Origin of the sequence: Flavobacterium xylosi (assembly GCF_042787345.1) — a bacterium.
Classification (GTDB): Bacteria; Bacteroidota; Bacteroidia; order Flavobacteriales; family Flavobacteriaceae; genus Flavobacterium; species Flavobacterium xylosi.
The window spans coordinates 96,282-114,537 of the sequence record NZ_JBHZPZ010000012.1; the positions used below are offsets into that span (position 1 = coordinate 96,282).

The 18,256-nt window shown below is 34.0% G+C and carries 17 protein-coding genes and 1 pseudogene; 11 read left to right on the forward strand and 7 right to left on the reverse strand.

What is annotated here, in order from left to right; translation table 11 throughout:
- Nucleotides 1–556 precede the first annotated feature (556 nt).
- The 9 genes from ACFX5E_RS11365 (at nucleotide 557) to ACFX5E_RS11405 (ending at nucleotide 9,748) form a co-directional block, all read left to right on the forward strand.
- Nucleotides 557–1,084: a hypothetical protein gene (locus ACFX5E_RS11365; protein ID WP_379855274.1), complete on the forward strand. Its 528-nt coding sequence runs from the start codon at nucleotides 557–559 to the stop codon at nucleotides 1,082–1,084.
- Between the two features lie 80 nt (nucleotides 1,085–1,164).
- Nucleotides 1,165–2,295, forward strand: coding sequence for a methionine aminotransferase (locus ACFX5E_RS11370; protein ID WP_379855275.1), 1,131 nt, complete (start codon nucleotides 1,165–1,167; stop codon nucleotides 2,293–2,295).
- A 71-nt stretch (nucleotides 2,296–2,366) separates the two neighbouring features.
- Entirely contained in the window at nucleotides 2,367–3,248 is an 882-nt protein-coding gene (locus ACFX5E_RS11375; RefSeq protein WP_379855276.1) for an SDR family oxidoreductase, read from the forward strand.
- A 252-nt stretch (nucleotides 3,249–3,500) separates the two neighbouring features.
- On the forward strand, nucleotides 3,501–4,109 hold the full coding sequence (udk, locus tag ACFX5E_RS11380; protein WP_379855277.1) for a uridine kinase: 609 nt from the start codon (nucleotides 3,501–3,503) through the stop codon (nucleotides 4,107–4,109).
- Nucleotides 4,110–4,259: 150 nt separating this feature from the next.
- Nucleotides 4,260–4,580 carry an FtsB family cell division protein gene (locus ACFX5E_RS11385; protein ID WP_379855278.1) on the forward strand — a complete coding sequence of 107 codons (321 nt, stop codon included), beginning with the start codon at nucleotides 4,260–4,262 and terminating at the stop codon, nucleotides 4,578–4,580.
- A gap of 127 nt (nucleotides 4,581–4,707) precedes the next feature.
- A complete protein-coding gene (locus ACFX5E_RS11390; protein WP_379855279.1) occupies nucleotides 4,708–6,072 on the forward strand; it encodes a methylmalonyl-CoA mutase subunit beta in 1,365 nt (454 codons plus the stop codon).
- 82 nt (nucleotides 6,073–6,154) lie between these two features.
- The gene (locus ACFX5E_RS11395; protein WP_379855280.1) at nucleotides 6,155–6,388 is read left to right on the forward strand and encodes a hypothetical protein; all 234 of its coding nucleotides are present in this window, start codon (nucleotides 6,155–6,157) and stop codon (nucleotides 6,386–6,388) included.
- A 335-nt stretch (nucleotides 6,389–6,723) separates the two neighbouring features.
- Complete coding sequence (gene scpA / locus ACFX5E_RS11400) at nucleotides 6,724–8,862, forward strand: methylmalonyl-CoA mutase (RefSeq protein ID WP_379855281.1); 2,139 nt, start codon at nucleotides 6,724–6,726, stop codon at nucleotides 8,860–8,862.
- Between the two features lie 352 nt (nucleotides 8,863–9,214).
- Nucleotides 9,215–9,748, forward strand: a complete 534-nt coding sequence (locus tag ACFX5E_RS11405) for a hypothetical protein (protein WP_379855282.1) — start codon at nucleotides 9,215–9,217, stop codon at nucleotides 9,746–9,748.
- 242 nt (nucleotides 9,749–9,990) lie between these two features.
- On the opposite strand, the gene ACFX5E_RS11410 is transcribed toward ACFX5E_RS11405, so the two are convergent.
- From ACFX5E_RS11410 to dapF, 6 genes are all read right to left on the reverse strand, one after another.
- Nucleotides 9,991–10,632 carry a peptidoglycan-binding protein LysM gene (locus ACFX5E_RS11410; RefSeq protein ID WP_379855283.1) on the reverse strand — a complete coding sequence of 214 codons (642 nt, stop codon included), beginning with the start codon at nucleotides 10,630–10,632 and terminating at the stop codon, nucleotides 9,991–9,993.
- A gap of 97 nt (nucleotides 10,633–10,729) precedes the next feature.
- Nucleotides 10,730–11,650 (reverse strand): DUF2279 domain-containing protein, encoded by a 921-nt coding sequence (locus tag ACFX5E_RS11415; protein ID WP_379855284.1) that lies wholly within the window; start codon nucleotides 11,648–11,650, stop codon nucleotides 10,730–10,732.
- Between the two features lie 2 nt (nucleotides 11,651–11,652).
- Nucleotides 11,653–12,693 carry an endolytic transglycosylase MltG gene (mltG, locus tag ACFX5E_RS11420; protein WP_379855285.1) on the reverse strand — a complete coding sequence of 347 codons (1,041 nt, stop codon included), beginning with the start codon at nucleotides 12,691–12,693 and terminating at the stop codon, nucleotides 11,653–11,655.
- 19 nt (nucleotides 12,694–12,712) lie between these two features.
- Complete coding sequence (locus tag ACFX5E_RS11425; protein WP_379855286.1) at nucleotides 12,713–13,261, reverse strand: GNAT family N-acetyltransferase; 549 nt, start codon at nucleotides 13,259–13,261, stop codon at nucleotides 12,713–12,715.
- 214 nt (nucleotides 13,262–13,475) lie between these two features.
- Entirely contained in the window at nucleotides 13,476–14,000 is a 525-nt protein-coding gene (locus ACFX5E_RS11430; protein ID WP_379855287.1) for an ORF6N domain-containing protein, read from the reverse strand.
- A gap of 68 nt (nucleotides 14,001–14,068) precedes the next feature.
- The gene (gene dapF / locus ACFX5E_RS11435; RefSeq protein WP_379855288.1) at nucleotides 14,069–14,851 is read right to left on the reverse strand and encodes a diaminopimelate epimerase; all 783 of its coding nucleotides are present in this window, start codon (nucleotides 14,849–14,851) and stop codon (nucleotides 14,069–14,071) included.
- A 136-nt stretch (nucleotides 14,852–14,987) separates the two neighbouring features.
- On the opposite strand from dapF, the gene ACFX5E_RS11440 reads away from it, so the two are divergent.
- Nucleotides 14,988–16,388 carry a trypsin-like peptidase domain-containing protein gene (locus tag ACFX5E_RS11440; protein WP_379855289.1) on the forward strand — a complete coding sequence of 467 codons (1,401 nt, stop codon included), beginning with the start codon at nucleotides 14,988–14,990 and terminating at the stop codon, nucleotides 16,386–16,388.
- 156 nt (nucleotides 16,389–16,544) lie between these two features.
- A complete protein-coding gene (locus ACFX5E_RS11445) occupies nucleotides 16,545–17,993 on the forward strand; it encodes a glyceraldehyde-3-phosphate dehydrogenase (protein WP_379855290.1) in 1,449 nt (482 codons plus the stop codon).
- Between the two features lie 155 nt (nucleotides 17,994–18,148).
- Here ACFX5E_RS11445 and ACFX5E_RS16255 read toward each other — a convergent pair.
- Nucleotides 18,149–18,256 (reverse strand): annotated as a pseudogene (locus ACFX5E_RS16255) (IS30 family transposase); the annotation flags it as partial.

The window sequence follows — 18,256 nt, forward strand, 5'->3', positions numbered from 1 at the left end:
TGACAAAATCAATAAGTATTATCTATACAATTTGTAACTTTTAATAATTAAATCTAATTAAACTCGTTGGGTTTAATTAATAAGGATGTAGTCTTGATTATTTCGATTCTAAAATAAACACTCTAGCTATTTTAGAAATAAAACAGAAAATAATGCTCTCGATTTTATACTCTAAACTTACAAACCTTCAAAATGCAATTCCTTTTAGAATAATTGTAAAAATTTTCATTTTTTTTCCTCTAGTGATTAACAATATTCAAATTCATTTCTATAATAGCGGTTTTTTCCGATTAATAATTAGCTGAAAAAAGCAACTTTAATTAACATTAATTATAGAAATCATTAACCGTAAAATTCTAAAAAAAGTATTAACTTTACTTATGCCCACCATTTTATTGAATTCATAATTCAACAAAAACAAATCTTTAATACTTTGAACTACAATGATTTAAATTAATTTAAAAGAATTAAAAGGGGGAGAAATTTACAAGCCTTATCATAATTAATTAATCATTATAATTCTTCGTAAACAATAATAATTTTAAAACTAAATATTATGAAATCATTAATTATTATTTTGTTTGTCTTAAGTTTAACTACGGTTTCTTATTCGCAAGACACGCTTAAAGTTGACGGAAATATTAAGATAGAAGAATTACCGGCGGTTGTTATTAAAAAGGCTGGAAAGGATTTTTCTGTTTATTTACCAGACCGAAATGCGGATTTAAAAGTAAGGAATTTACAAGACAAATTTATTGCCTACGACCTGGGTAAAGATTATGAAGGTTACGAAAACTATTTGGTGATAATGGAAACAAAAGACGGCTCTTTATCAGCTACTTATAATGAAAACGGAAAATTAACACGAGTTGTTGAAAAATATCAAAATGTAAAACTTCCAAGTAGCGTAGTTTACTCCGTTTATAGAGCTTTTCCAGGATGGCAAATTATTAATGACAAATATTTGTATTCTCAAGAAGAAGGTGATATAATTAAAAAAGAATACAATCTTAAAATTAAAAAAGATAAAGAAACTCGAAAACTAGTAGTTAGTGCGGACGGACAAATCGTTAAAGAAAAATAACTACGATTAACTTTAATTTAAGCTGCCTTCGGGTGGCTTTTTTTTTATACATTTCTGAATAATAATAAATGTCTTTTTCTATGAGCAAACTTCCACATATTGGTACGAGCATATTTACAATAATGTCTAAAATGGCAACCGAGTATAATGCTATCAATCTTTCGCAGGGGTTTCCAAACTTTCCGGTTGATGAACGATTAACGGATATTGTAGCCCGACTTGCAAAGGAAAATGTACACCAATATTTACCCATGTCGGGTCATCCCCCATTATTATCAAAAATTGCTGCATTCATCAAGAATTCATACGAAAGGATTATTCAACCCGAAACCGAATTATTAATTACCGCAGGTGCTACGCAAGCCATTTTTACCACCATAACGGCATTGGTGGAAACCAATGACGAAGTGCTTATTCTGGATCCAAGTTATGATTGCTACGAAGCTCCCGTATTATTATCCAACGCAAATCCGGTTCGGGTGTCGCTCAACGATGATTACACGCCAAATTGGGACAGGATAGAAAAAGCATGCAATTCGAAAACCAAAATGATTATCATCAATAATCCGCATAACCCGACGGGGAAAATTTTAAATAAATCTGATTTTGAAATTTTAGAATCCCTATTAGAAAAATATTCAAAGATCATTGTTCTCTCTGATGAAGTTTATGAATACATCACTTTTGAACAAAAGCATATTTCAGCACATAGCCGCGAAAAATTACTCAATCGTTGCGTGATGGTTTCCTCATTTGGAAAATCATTTCATGTTACCGGTTGGAAAGTTGGTTATTTAGTAGCACCTGAACATTTGATGAAAGAAATCAAAAAGGTACATCAGTTTTTGGTCTTTAGCGTAAATAGTATTTGTCAGGTTGCCATTAGCGAGTATTTGGACTTGGTTTCTGTCAATGAGATAGGAAACTTCTATCAGAAAAAACGGAACTACTTTAGACAATTATTAAAAAATAGTCGGTTCGAACTCATGCCTTGTGAAGGGACTTATTTTCAGGTTGCATCCTACGCCTCTATTTCTGATAAAAATGATGTTGATTTTTGCAAATGGTTGATTACAGACCACGGTGTTGCTGCTATTCCTATTTCGACTTTTTATGCTGACGGAAAAGATCTTAAACTAATTCGTTTTTGCTTTGCCAAAGATAATGCGACATTGGAAGCTGCAGCTAAAAGATTGTGTGCTATTCAGTAAAAAAAATATTTTGTTTTTTATTATGCGTGCATACTATTTAATTATATTTACAATTCAAATTATAAAAGACTATGAGTTATACAGATAAAATGTTACGTGATGATGCCTTGAAAGGCAAAGTAATTGTCGTAACCGGAGGCGGTAGCGGTTTAGGCAAAGCAATGACTAAATATTTTTTGGAATTAGGTGCGCAAGTAGCCATTACATCAAGAGATTTAGAGAAACTAAAAAGCACGGCTTCAGAACTGGAAACAGAAACTGGAGGAACTTGTTTGCCTCTTCAATGTGACGTACGTCATTATGAAGAAGTAGAAAATATGCTGCAAGAAGTACTGAAAGCTTTTGGAAAAGTGGATGTTTTACTGAATAATGCGGCAGGGAATTTTATTTCGCCAACCGAAAGACTATCTGCCAATGCTTTTGACACTGTTATTGACATTGTATTAAAAGGTTCTAAAAACTGCACCCTTGCATTTGGAAAACATTGGATTGATACCAAACAAAAATCATCCACCATTTTAAATATTGTAACGACTTACGCTTGGACAGGTTCGGCGTATGTGGTGCCTAGTGCTACTGCAAAAGCGGGAGTTTTGGCCATGACAAGAAGTCTTGCAGTAGAATGGGCAAAATACGGAATTCGTTCTAATGCGATTGCGCCGGGGCCTTTCCCAACTAAAGGCGCTTGGGACAGATTACTTCCGGGAGATTTAGCCGAAAAGTTTGATATGGCAAAAAAGGTGCCTTTAAAACGTGTGGGTGATCATCAGGAATTAGCCAATTTAGCGGCTTATTTAGTTTCTGATTATTCAGCCTATGTAAATGGAGAAGTGGTTGTCATTGACGGTGGCGAATGGCTGAAAGGCGCCGGACAATTCAATATTCTCGAAGCAATTCCCGAAGAACTTTGGGATCAGTTGGAAATGATGATCAAAGCGAAGAAGAACAAATAACACTAAATTTAATAGATAGAAAGGAGATTCATTCGTTTGATTCTCCTTTTTTTATGCCCTTTTCAAGTTCTAAAGAGCAAAAAAATAAATCTAAACTTAGTGAAAATTATTTTTTCACAACTAAATCCCGAAAAAAAAGAAAAGTCAACAGTAAACCATGGCCTATATTAAATTAGCAAATATTTCTCCAAAATAAAATTCACTCCCAATTTAATTCCTATTTTTGCGTGATAGAAACATAACAAAGAATTTATGCTCATTATTGGAATTGCAGGCGGAACGGGAAGCGGAAAAACAACCGTTGTTCATCAGATTATGAATGAATTACCACAAACAGAAGTTGGTATTATTTCTCAAGACTCGTACTACAAGGAAAACCATGGTTTATCTTTTGATGAAAGAGCGCTAATCAATTTTGACCACCCGCGCGCCATTGATTTCGAATTATTGGTGGCACATCTTAAGGAATTAAAAGAAGGAAACAACATCCATCAACCCGTATATTCGTTTGTAACGCACAACAGAACTGACGACACCGTTTTTACACATCCCAGAAAAGTGATGATTGTCGAAGGTATTTTAATTTTGGCAAATCCAGAATTAAGAGATTTATTTGATGTAAAAATATACGTTCATGCTGATTCTGACGAAAGATTAATCCGCCGTATGAAACGCGATATTGCAGAACGTGGCCGTGACATGCACGAAGTTATCAATCGATACCAAACGACATTAAAACCAATGCATGAGCAATTTATAGAACCTACTAAAGCATTTGCCGACATCATAATACCAAACGACAAATACAATACTGTAGCCATAGACGTAGTTCGTGCGGTAATAAATCAAAAAATTCTATAATTTTATTGTAATTTTATTGCAATTAATTATTAGAAGCTATTTCCCGCTTTCCGTTACAATCTTTCTAGTTCTGAACTTGTTTTCAGTATCCTAAAACAAGTTCAGAACTAGAAAGGATTTTCACTTCAATCGGGGCTAAAAACACATTAGATGACAAATCCGCATAAAAACAAACCTTGGTTTAAATTCTTGAGCAACAAGTATGTTTGGGTCTTGTTATTTTTTTCTACATGGATGATTTTTCTTGATAATTATTCGTATTTCGATCACCGTTTTCTAGACAAGCAAATTGGGGAACTCGAAGATAATGCAGCCTATTATAAAGGCGAAATAAAAAAAGACCAAGAGAACATCAAACAATTAAAAAATTCAGAACAAATAGAAAAATACGCTCGCGAAAAATACTATATGAAAAAAGATAGCGAAGATATTTATATCATCGAATTCGAAGGTGACACGATTGAAAAATAAAATCCCATCCCCAAACCTTCCCAAAGGTACTGGAATGTAAAATTTATAGTAATTATTAAAAACATAACACCAAGTTTCGGCTCCCTCTCCTTTGGAGATGGCTGGGGTGAGGAAAACAACAAACAAAATGGCTACAACCCTTTTCGATGATTTCAATCCCGTTTCTTCCAAAGAATGGAAGCAAAAAATCCAATTTGAACTCAATGGAGCCGATTATAATGAAACATTAATTTGGAATTCACCCGAAGACATTAAGGTAAAACCATTTTATCATAAAGATGAATTCACGAAAGTTTTTCCGGTTATTACTAAAGCAACCGAATTTAAAATATGTCAAAGCATTTTTGTTTATGACATAGAAAAATCCATCGAAAGAGCTTTAGACTCCATAAATCGAGGTGCGGAAAGTTTACGTTTTACGATAGAAAATGATACCATTGATATCGAAAAATTATTGGCAAAACTTCCTTTAGAAAAGGTAACGATTTACTTTAATTTGATTTTTCTTTCAATCGATTTCGTAAAAAAAATTGAAACAATTGCAAAAGAAAAAAACGCGACAATCTTTTGTAATCTGGATCCTATCGGGCAATTGGCCAAAGACGGAAACTGGTTTATAACCAAAGAAAAAAATAATTTTGAAACACTGAATTTACTTTCAAAAGAAGAAACAGCTACTTCTATAATAAGCATTAATTCTGCATTATATCAAAATGCGGGCGCTAACATGGTGCAGCAAATCGCTTATAGTTTAGCGCATGCCAATGAATATTTCAACAAAATAACAATCCTAAATCAGCCCATAGTTTTTGAAGTTGCCGTAGGGACCAATTACTTTTTTGAAATTGCAAAACTTCGTGCTTTACGATTACTTTTCAATCTAATTGCCAAAGAATACAATCATAATCTGGATTGTAACATCATCGTTTCCCCTACAAAACGTAACAAAACACTTTATGATTATAACGTAAATATGTTGCGAACGACTACGGAATGTATGTCGGCAATTCTTGGTGGTGCTGATGCTATTGCTAATTTACCTTATGACGCATTGTATCATAAAGACAATGAATTTGGCGATCGAATTGCCCGAAATCAGTTATTGATTCTTAAGAATGAAAGTTATTTTGACAAAGTCAACAATCCAGCCGACGGAAGTTATTACATCGAAAATATCACCAATCAATTAGCTGAAAAATCTTTAGCTCTATTCAAAGATATCGAAGCCAACGGAGGTTTCTTAAAGCAGTTAAACGAGGGATTAATCAAACGAAAAATCCAGGAAAGTGCAGACAAAGAACAAGAATTATTTGATGCTGGAAAGGAAATTTTATTGGGAACCAATAAATATCCCAACAAGGATGACAGAATGAAACACGATTTAGAATTGTTTCCTTTTGTAAAACAAAATCCTAGAAAAACCTTAATCACCCCGATAATCAAGAAACGTCTGGCAGAAAAAATAGAACAGGAGAGACTGGAAAAAGAATAATCAGAGTTCGGTGATCAGTAAACAGATTTTGAATTTATACGATTGAAAAAGAGTTATATTTAATTTATTAAAAAACAAAATAATGGAAGCCATAAGACAAATCGTTAAGGTGAAAAATCACAAAACAAATATCACGCTACCAGATGATTTTAATGCTGAAGAAGTTGAAATGATTATTCTTCCTAAAGCGAATAATATGGAAATCTCTCAATGGCAAATTGACCAAGTTAGAGAAAGAACTGAAAAATATCTTAAAAATACCTCTTCAGCTCAAGACATTGATGATTTTCTAAAAGAAATTGACGGTGAATTATAAGATTGTAATTATAGAAGAGGCTAAACTTGATTTTAAAGAAACTTTTGAATGGTATAAAAATATACAACCTAAATTAGGCAAAAGATATAAAAACTCTTTTAAAGAAAGTTTGAAAATAATTAAGTCAAATCCTCTCCAATTTCAAATAAGATAAAACGATTCCAGAGTAGCTTTAATTGAAAATTTCTCTTACATAATTCATTTTAATATTTACGATAACAGAATTGTAATTAAAGCTATTTTTGATACTTCAAGAAATACTGAAATGTGGATTGAAAGGGGTTAAAATTAATATTAAAAGAACTTCAAAATCAATAAAATTATTTTCTAAAAAAATGAAAAGAAAAGATTTACAACATATAAAATTAGAAAGCACGCCGTTGAAAGTTGAGAATGAAAATTCTTTGGCTTATGCATTTCTAACAGCAGAAGGAATCGAATTAAAAGAAACATACTCAAAACAAGACATTGAAAATCTTACCCATCTTGATTTTGGGGCTGGTTTTGCACCAAATTTACGCGGACCATACGCAACGATGTATGTGCGCAGACCTTGGACTGTGAGACAATATGCCGGATTTTCAACAGCGGAAGAAAGTAATGCTTTTTACAGAAGAAATCTTGCCGCCGGGCAAAAGGGATTATCAATCGCTTTTGATTTACCTACACATCGCGGATACGATTCCGATCACGAACGTGTTGTGGGTGATGTTGGAAAAGCGGGAGTTGCAATTGACTCGGTTGAGGATATGAAAGTATTATTCGACCAAATCCCTTTAGATGAAATGTCAGTTTCTATGACTATGAATGGTGCCGTTTTGCCAATCATGGCTTTTTATATTGTCGCTGCCGAAGAACAAGGGGTAAAACCGGAAAAACTTTCGGGAACGATACAAAATGATATTCTGAAAGAGTTCATGGTGCGTAACACTTATATTTATCCCCCAACTCCCTCGATGAAAATCATTGCTGATATCTTTGAATTTACCAGTAAAAAAATGCCGAAATTCAATTCGATTTCGATATCAGGTTATCACATGCAGGAAGCCGGTGCCACTGCCGATATTGAATTGGCATACACACTTGCCGATGGATTGGAATACATTAGAACAGGACTTGCCACAGGAATGAAAATTGATGAGTTCGCTCCTCGCCTTTCTTTCTTTTGGGCCATTGGGATGAACCATTTTATGGAAATTGCCAAAATGCGTGCCGGTAGAATGATTTGGGCAAAACTGGTAAAACAATTCAACCCAAAAGATGATAAATCATTGGCATTGCGAACCCACTGTCAAACCTCTGGTTGGAGTTTAACAGAGCAAGACCCTTTTAACAATGTGGCTCGAACCTGTATTGAAGCTTCAGCAGCCGCTTTTGGAGGAACACAATCCTTACACACTAATGCTTTAGACGAAGCTATTGCCTTACCAACCGATTTCTCTGCCAGAATTGCGAGAAACACTCAGATATTTTTACAGGAAGAAACTAAGATTACTAAAACAGTTGATCCGTGGGCAGGCAGTTATTATGTAGAAAGTCTGACAAATGAGATTGCCGAAAACGCCTGGAAACTAATCGAAGAAGTGGAGGAACTTGGGGGAATGACCAAAGCCATTGAATCTGGAATTCCAAAATTGCGTATCGAAGAAGCGGCTGCCAGAAAACAAGCAAGAATAGACAGCAGCCAGGATATAATTGTAGGTGTCAATAAATACCGATTAGAAAAAGAAGATCCTTTGCAAATCCTGGATGTAGATAACCAGATGGTACGAAAACAGCAACTGGAACAATTAGACCGAATTAAAGCAACCAGAGATACTGAAAAAGTACAGAATTCACTTAAAAAATTAACCCTTTGTGCTCAAACTGGTGAAGGTAATTTACTGGAAATTGCCGTAGAAGCTGCAAGAAACCGAACTACATTAGGTGAAATCAGCGATGCATTAGAAACCGTTTTCGGAAGATACAAAGCACAAATTAAATCCTTTAGCGGCGTGTATAGCAAAGAAATAAAAGACGACAAAAGCTTTGAAAAAGCGAAACAACTGGCGGATGAATTTGCTAAAAAAGAAGGCCGTCGACCAAGAATTATGATTGCCAAAATGGGGCAAGACGGGCACGATCGCGGAGCAAAAGTTGTCGCTACAGGTTATGCCGATGTAGGTTTTGATGTGGACATTGGCCCACTTTTTCAAACGCCAGCTGAAGCAGCCAAACAAGCCATAGAAAACGATGTACATATTCTAGGGGTTTCTTCTCTCGCAGCAGGGCATAAAACGCTGGTTCCGCAAGTGATAGAGGAACTTAAAAAATACGGTCGTGAAGACATTATGGTAGTTGTTGGCGGGGTAATTCCTGCCCAAGATTATCAATTTTTGTTTGATGCAGGCGCGGTTGCCGTATTTGGTCCTGGCACTAAAATTAGCGAGGCAGCAATTAAAATCTTAGAAATTTTAATGGAAGGAATGGAATAATTTTTTCCATAACAATTTATTTTTGTTCCCAATCTCAGGACGGAACAACAGTTATATTTGAAAGCATCAATTTTAAAATTGATGCTTTTTTTTTCAGTTGTCTACAATAGACGTACTTTTTTCCTACTAAAAAACTATTTGAAAATTAATTTAAATTAACATAACTTATAGTAAATATTAACTGAAAGTTCCTAATAAAAAACCTAAATTTACTAGAATAAAGAATTTTTTGATCAAGAAAAATAATTGCAAAATTATGATTTACAATGAATTACATAAACAATAAAGATAAACTTAAATTAAATCGTTTGTTGAAAAATAAAAACCCAATATTAATTTAAAACTGAACATTATGAAAACATTTATTATTATTTTAGTCTTTTTGGCTGTAACAACATCTTCGTATTCTCAGGACACAGGGAAAATTAAAATAGAAGAACTACCCGAAGTTATTATTAAAAGAGCAGGAAAAGATTTTTCTGTTTTTTTACCCAGTAATAGCCCTGATCAAAGAGTAAGAGCTGTAGAAGAAAAATTCATTGCTTATGACCTTGGTAAAGACGCTGAAGGGGCTGAAGAATATCTTTTGATTATGGAGGCAAAAAATGGTTCTCTGGCAGCAACTTACGATAATACCGGGAAATTGATACGTGTTGTTGAAGAGTTCAAAAATGTAAAACTTCCCAATGAGGTGATTTACTCTGTTTACAGAACATATCCAGGGTGGACTATTGTCAATGATAAATTCCTTTATACCCAAGAGAAAGGAGATGTTACTAAAAAACAGTATAATATAAAAATCAAGAAAGGTAAGGACGTTGTTAAATTGGTAGTAAAACCAAATGGAGAAATCACTAAAACAAGCAAACCACTATTAATAAAATAAAAAAAACTATCTAAAAACCTGTCGTGTGGCGGTAAAAATTGGATAGGATATTAAACACAAATTTCACAAATTTACACGATTTAATTCGTGTAAATTTGTGAAATTTGTGTTTAACTACTTTTAATATCAACTTAAAAATCAGTGTAAACCGACATAATAAGAGTTATCTATTTCCTAATTTAAACTGGTGTCCACACAGTAGGTAGGTCGAAATACAGGATTTTGAAATAATCTTTAAGGAATTATATACTTTTTACTGTTGCGTTGCTATCAGCAACTATAAATGAAGTGTCGTATCCACCGAACGCTTTCATATAACTTTGTATGGAAGTACCGTAAGCATCTCGGAAATACCGTTTGCCTTTATTTTTAAAATATTTTCTTACCGACCCGGGACCGCCAAGATGCGCCGCAGCTAAAATTCCAGATTCTGTAACGTAAATGCCATTCAGCAATGTACCCGAATATTTTTCAATTTCTTTTTTTAACTCCCATTTATTTTGTGCTAAAAGAGCGATGAATGCTTTTTCCTGCATTTCAGGGCTGTTCAAAAATGCAGTGCTATTGCGCACTCCAACTGATTTTAGCGTTTCTATACCAAATTGATATTTACCTAAATATCCTAAAGAATTGATTTTTTTGTATTTACTTTCAGATTCTCTGTAGCCGATTGCTTCTTTGAAACCAATGAAGAAATTGCCAGTAAAAGGGATATTCAAATTGGTGTAATCATTTTGTTTTTCAGATGGGAATAAGTAGTGTGATCCATCTTGTTCGTCAACTAGAAACCATGGGGTAGTTTCTAAATTAAAAGGTTTAAAACCAGAGCTTAAAAAAGCTATAATAAGAGCCAAACCAGTGTAAAAATACCATTTCTTTATCATAAATTGTTTTTCTTCTAAACGCTGTCCCGTTAAGAAATTTCTGCCTGCAAAGATACAACAATTTTAATAATACTGAAAATCAATGTGTTAAAGAAAATTAAAAATAGATTAAGTGCCATTTAATACCGTTGAACTGCCTTATTTCAATCGTTGGCGCTGGAATTTTCACCGTGTTTAACACGGAAAAAATTGTCTTCAAAAAATGGGATTTTGTTTTAATTTTTGTCAAATCGACATCCAGACTTAAATAAAACTGTCTGAATCTTTGTGGATTTGAAATTGAATTTTCGGAATAATTTCCCCTATTTCCGGTAATCATTCCATCTCCTCCGAAGCCTAATGCAAGATTCAGCCATTTAGGAATTTTTGAGTCTTTAGAAAAGGAATATAAATTGACCGAAAGCCAATAGGTCTGCCCGTTATAATCCTTCAAGATTTGCTCGGTAAATGAACTTCCTAAAACTGCTGGTCTTTGATCAGAATATTGTGTGGTATGAAAAGAAAATTTGGGAGTTATACGTTGTTCTTTCCAGATTAATTCTTGTGAAACATACAAAACCGTACCTGATGCATTCGCTATTATATCGCCTGTTGATGCGCCCCATTCCGCAGAGAATCCATCAAAAACCTCAACAGCGGTCAGAAAGACAAATCCTAAACCAGCTCCGTAAACCAACTGATTTTTTTTGCTGGTTCCGCTCCAATTCAAGGCCTCAGCACTTAGTCTGCCTAAATGATAGGAAGAGAAGGAATGACCCAGTTTATCCATTTGAAGCCACTCCGAGTTGTCATTTATAAAATGAAAATCAGATTTTGGATAATCGGCATACCAAAGTTGATTTAAGCCAATTAAAGTTCCTGAAGCCAATACAGCTTCAGAAATGATTACGGCATTTTGTCTTTTAGTATTTAAAGAATCGGACGGTTTCAGGAAACTGTCGATTTTGCTTTGTCCAAAAACAGTCTGGAATCCAATCAAAAAGAAAATCAGGAAACTGTAGCTCTTTTGATACTCCAAAACTATCTTTTTACACCTTGACTGTTTATCCAATCAGAATATTTTTTGGCGTTTTTATTATGCTCTTCCAAAGTAGCGGCAAATTCATGGTATCCAAAACGGTCCACACTTGCGCAGAAATAGATGTAATTATTCTTTTCCGGATTTAAAACTGCTTCCAATGCCGTAATATCAGGCATTGCGATAGGTCCCGGGGGAAGTCCGATATTCATATACGTATTGTAAGGAGAAGACATCGTCAAATCATTATAGAATACTCTTTTGATTACTTGGTCAAAATCGTTAGACTTCTTTTTTATCGCATAAATCACGGTTGGATCTGCTTGAAGAGGCATTTGTAATCTTAAACGATTTAAATAAACGCCAGCAATTCTCGGTCTTTCGTCTTTTTTTACGGATTCTTTATGCACAATCGAAGCCAAGATGGTTGTCTCAATCGGGGTTAATCCCTGTTTTGCAGCTTTAGCCACTCGTTCTTTGTTCCAAAAATTGCGGTATTCTTTGATCATCTTATCTCGGAATTTTTCAGCCGGAGTATTCCAATACAGTTCATAGGTATTAGGAATGAACATTGCCAAAACATTTTCTTCGGTAAAACCATTTTCTTTCAAAAAGATTGAATCTTTAAACGATTTCAGTAACAATAAACTGTCGGCTTCAATTTGAGAACCCACTCTGCCGGCAAAATTCTCCAATCGTTCTTGATTATTGAAGGCCAGATTTACCGGAACATTACTTCTTAAAGATTTTACCAAATCATAACTATTCATTCCTTTTGTAAACAAGAAACGTCCTGGTTTTACATTTTCAGGATAATCCCTTTTGTTGGCAACGGTTTCAAAACGATCCATATTTTCGACATAAGGTGCAATTATTTTTTTGACATCTTCGTATTTAGAATCTGTGGGAATGTAAACATAGAGTTCCTTATCAGTAAACTTTGTATTGGCTGAAAAAATTTGACGCATCAAAATAAATCCGTAAACTATTAATACTGATATTACTGCAACGGCTATAATTGTTATAATTTTCTTTAAGTTCAAAATAAATATTTTTAAATTGTTACGCCAGTTCGCTAACGCTCGTGTGATTAATTAGTTGAAAAATAGCTTCGTCTTTATAAACGCCGTTAACTAAATTCCAATCTTTTTTTATTCCTATATTTTGAAAGCCAAATTTAGTAAAAAGAGCTTTACTAGCTTCATTTTCGGTACCTATATTTGCATACAATTGATGTAAATTAAGATGACGAAACGCATATTGAATTAAGAGCTCTAAAGCTTCCGATCCAATATTCTGTTTCCGGTTTTCATTTCCTTGAATTACAATCCCAACTCCCGCCCGATTATTCTTTGGATCAAAATCAAACAAATCGATTAATCCCACAGCCGGAAAATCCTGATCCTGACAAATGGCCAATCGCAATTGTTTGGCTTCATAGATATCCTGATGTGCATTTTCCAAATATTGTTTTACCAAAAAACGACTATAGGGCTTATGCGTATTGCTCACTTCCCAAATACTTTGGTCGTTTTCAATGGCATATATAAATTCCAGGTCATTGGGCTCTAATGCACGAATGTAGATATTCTCTCCTTTTAATGTTATCATTTTAAAATAATTACGAATTGGCAATCAATTTATTAAAAATAGTAACAAGTAAAATTATTATCACAATAGGAATAAGTAAATAGCCAATCATTGAACGATATTTGTCATAATAATTCATTTTTGAAAATCCACCATTCTTGAATTGAGAAAAGACCAAAAAACAAAAAATAAATAATAACAAAACTAAAATTGATAAATCTACCATTACAATAATTCAATTACTTTTAAATCCTATTTTCTTTCTTGGTTCTATATTTTCTTTTTTATCAATCAGTTCATCGAGATAGTTAAAAACCAGTTCTATATTTTTAGTGTGATTAGAAAGTTTCTTTTTAATTTCTTCGATTTCTAATTTCATACTCAATGTATCAGTAAGCATTTCTCTTATTTTAGTAAAAACACGTATGATTTGTATATTGACTTTAATAGCTGTTGGACTGTTCAGCACACTAGACAACATTGCCACTCCTTGCTCTGTAAATGCCATAGGTACGTATCTGGTACCTCCCCAATTTGAGGTGCCAAATTGGCTCCTCAAATTATCGAACTCTTGTTGACTAAGCTCAAACATAAAATCTTCCGGAAATCGCTCCATATTTCTACGAACCTGTCTTTTTAACTGTTTGGTTTCAACTATATAAAGCTCCGCCAAATCTTTGTCTAACATTACTTTTTGATTTCTTATTAAGTAAATTTTACTACTTATAATATCATCTGGAATGACAATCACTTTGTTCATATTTCCTATTTCGTTTGTAAAAGTAATTTTCTCAATCTATTTAAATAATAAAACTTTGTAACAACGATTTAAATATCAATAGTTCCTTTAAAGACAAACTCCGCCGGTCCTTTCAAGAAAACATTGGTAAACTTTCCGTCTTTTTCATCAAAAGAAACAACTAACTTTCCTCCTTCGACATTCAAGTCTATCGAGTTCGCTTTTGTTTCACCTAAAACATTCATCGCGATTGCGACAGCCGTTGCTCCGGTTCCACAAGCCAGGGTTTCGTCTTCTACTCCTCTTTCGTATGTACGAAGTGAAAAGGTAGTTTCATCTATTTTTTTTACGAAATTGATATTGCTTCCTTGTTTTCCATACAATTCTCCATAACGAATACTCGCTCCGTTTTCTTTGACATTATAATGCTCCAAATCCTCAACCAATTGTATATGATGCGGCGAACCGGTATTCATAAATACATAATCAGGGGTAATTTTCACTTCTGGAACATCAATCATTTGCAAAGAAACTATTCCGTTAGCAGCAACTGATGCATGATGCACACCATCCGTCGCTATAAAAGTAGTATTATCTTGAATCACGTTCAACTTTTTGGCGAAAGCCACTAAACACCTTCCTCCATTACCACACATAGAGCTTTGGTTCCCATCTGAATTGTAGTAGACCATTTTGAAATCAGTTTCGGTGTCATTTTCCAATAAAATAAGTCCGTCTCCTCCTATCCCAAAACGCCTGTCACATAAACGGGAAATCAGTTGAATGTTGTCTTTTGGAAAAAAATTCGAACGATTATCAATCATCACAAAATCATTTCCGGTTCCTTGGTATTTATAAAATTCTATTTGCATTTTATTTTAATTGTGTTACACAAAAGTACAAACTATTAATGATATGTTAATCATTGTTAAAGAGCGTTAAACTGTTTTTTAAAAAAATATTTTAACGCTATTTTTACTCTAAAATAATTTAAAACTGTATTGTAATATGAAACGATTTTCAAGCTTATTTTTAGTGTCTTTGTTGAGTGGCGCCACTACACTAGGCGCATATAAGTTATTATTTGACAATAACGGGTATTTTTCTAAAGGTAACAACCCAATTGTGACACTTGCTTCAGACTCAAATAGCAGAAATGTGGGATTATCAGCAGAGAATGTCGATTTTACCGAAGCTGCAGAAAAAACAATTCACACGGTGGTGCACGTTAAAAATGTATCCCGAAAAACAGTCACCAACCCAATGTTAGAATATTTTTACGGATACAAAGGTGGACAAACTCAGGAACAAGTTGGAACAGGATCTGGTGTAATTATTTCTGAAGACGGTTATATCGTTACTAACAATCATGTCATAAAAGATGCTTCAGAAATTGAAATCACGCTGAACAATAAGCAATCTTATAAAGCAAAACTCATTGGAACCGATTCAAAAATGGATATTGCTTTATTAAAAATTGATGCCGGCGAAAAATTGCCTTATACGGCTTTCGCCAATTCTGATTCGGTTAAAATTGGCGAGTGGGTTCTGGCAGTTGGAAATCCGTATAACTTGACTTCTACTGTTACCGCAGGGATTGTTTCGGCCAAAGCAAGGAATTTAGACACCAGCGGGATCCAATCCTTCATACAAACAGATGCTGCTGTAAACCCAGGAAACAGTGGTGGTGCATTAGTAAATACACGAGGAGAGTTAATTGGGATCAACACCATGATTTCTTCTATGACCGGTTCATATGTTGGTTATTCTTTTGCGATTCCATCTAATATTGCCCGAAAAATAATTGAGGACATCATGGAATTCGGGAATGTACAAAGAGGAATTCTGGGAGTTGAAGGAGGCGAATTGAATGCAACAGCATCAAAACAACTTGGAATTGCTGAGACAGAAGGATTTTATATCAATGGTATAACTAAAAATTCAGGAGCCGAAAAATCCGGACTTGAAAAAGGAGATATTATCATAAAACTCGACAATCAAAATGTGGCAACCTATGCAGACCTTTCGGGTTACATCAATACAAAACGACCAAATGACAAAGTTCAGGTTACTTTTATCAGAGACGGAAAAAACAAAGTGCTTCCTGTAATCTTGAGCAAAAATGAATTTTTCAGTACCGAGTTTAAAGGGATGGAATTAGAGAACATCAATGCGAACGACAAAAAGAAATTTAATTTGACTTATGGCGTAAAAATTAAAGCGCTAACAAATGAAAATTTGAGACAATATGAAAACGAGCTTAAAGGAAATATAATTCTGAGTATTGATAATGAAAAAGCCCAGGATGTTGAAACGGTCTCTAAACTTTTAAATAAAAAAGAGGAGAGTCAAAGCATACGAATAGAAATGATCAATAAAAACGGACAGCTTCTACAAATTATCATCTGATATTCCCAAAATCAAATTTTACAGCCATCTTGCAAAAACAAGATGGTTTTTTTATTTCAAAAATAAATGACAAAATAGTTTACGAAATCGATTGAAATAGGTATTTTTGCGCCAAATTTAAAAAAATAACTACTTAATTTTTACAAATTTTCAACTATGAGCAATACAACTTTGTACCAAAAAGAAGTTTCATTTCAAGTCGACAGACGACGTGCCGGAGTCGAATTAATCAAAATTATAAGCGACTTATGGTACGACAAATCCATAGAAATGGTTTTGTTTAAAAATCAATTACTGGATAAAAACGTAAATGAGATCATCAACTTGCATCAATATGCAGGTGAATTTGTGGAAAAACCTATTACCGTTTTTGATTCGGTTGAAATTGCCAGAGTCATTTTAGAATTGGATTTACCACCTTCCAAATTGGACATTGGTAAACTTACTTATGAATATCGTTTAGAAGATGAGAAATATCCAGATGCAAAACATTTTGTAATCGACAAATTAAAAGGAGCTAAGTCATCGGAAGAAATTCAACCTAAAGATGTAATTCTTTATGGTTTTGGTAGAATAGGACGTTTGTTGGCTAGAGAATTAATGTCAAAAACCGGAAAAGGAAATCAATTGCGATTGAGAGCCATTGTAACCAGAGATAAAAATGATGGTTCAACTCTAGAAAAAAGAGCATCTTTGTTGCGTTACGACTCTATTCACGGTGATTTTCAAGGTTCAGTAACTGCTGATCCGGAAAATAATGCATTAATCATCAACGGTACAACCGTTCATGTCATTACTGCAAATTCACCAGAGGAAATTGACTATACACTTTATGAAATTGATAACGCTCTAGTTATTGATAATACTGGTGCTTTCACCACGCATGAAGCATTAAGCAGACATTTAGTATCTAAAGGAGTTGAAAAAGTATTGCTTACGGCTCCAGGAAAAGGGGTACCAAATATCGTCCACGGTGTAAACCAAAACGAATATAACCCTGATGAAATAAATATCTTTTCGGCAGCATCATGTACTACAAATGCAATAACGCCAATCTTGAAAGCAGTAGAAGACACTTTGGGAGTGGTAAAAGGACATTTAGAAACTATTCATGCCTATACTAACGATCAAAATTTAGTGGATAATATGCACAAGAAATACCGTCGCGGTAGAGCTGCAGCCCTAAATATGGTAATCACCGAAACGGGTGCCGGAAGCGCTGTTGCAAAAGCGTTGCCATCGTTAGAAGGAAAATTAACATCCAATGCAATTCGGGTTCCAGTTCCTAACGGATCACTTGTTGTTTTGAATCTAGAAGTATCGAGAGAAACTTCCGTTGCCGAAATCAATGCTATTATGAAAAAATATGCATTGGAAGGCGAATTGGTAGAACAAATAAAATATTCATTGAATAACGAATTGGTTTCTTCGGATATTGTAGGTACATCAGCACCTTCAATTTATGACAGTAACGCAACAATCGTTTCAAAGGATGGAAAGAATATCGTATTGTACATTTGGTACGACAACGAATATGGCTATAGCCATCAAGTCATTAGACTGGCAAAATATATTGCTAAAGTAAGACGTTTTACGTATTACTAGCAGTTAATTAAAATTGCCTTTTTAATTTTTTTTAGTTTTTTTTAGATTAAAATTCGTCTCGTTCGCAAGAACTTGGCGAATTTTTTTGTTTTAAAAACACGCATCCCAAACCCATTGGTTTTAATTAAATTGATACCCTTTTTAAATAGCAGGATTCAAGTTATAAATGCAACTTTTTGATTAAACATATAATTAGGTGTTTCAAAATTAAATCTTTTTCTTGGTCTATTGTTTAATTTCTCTTGTATTTCTATAATTTTCTC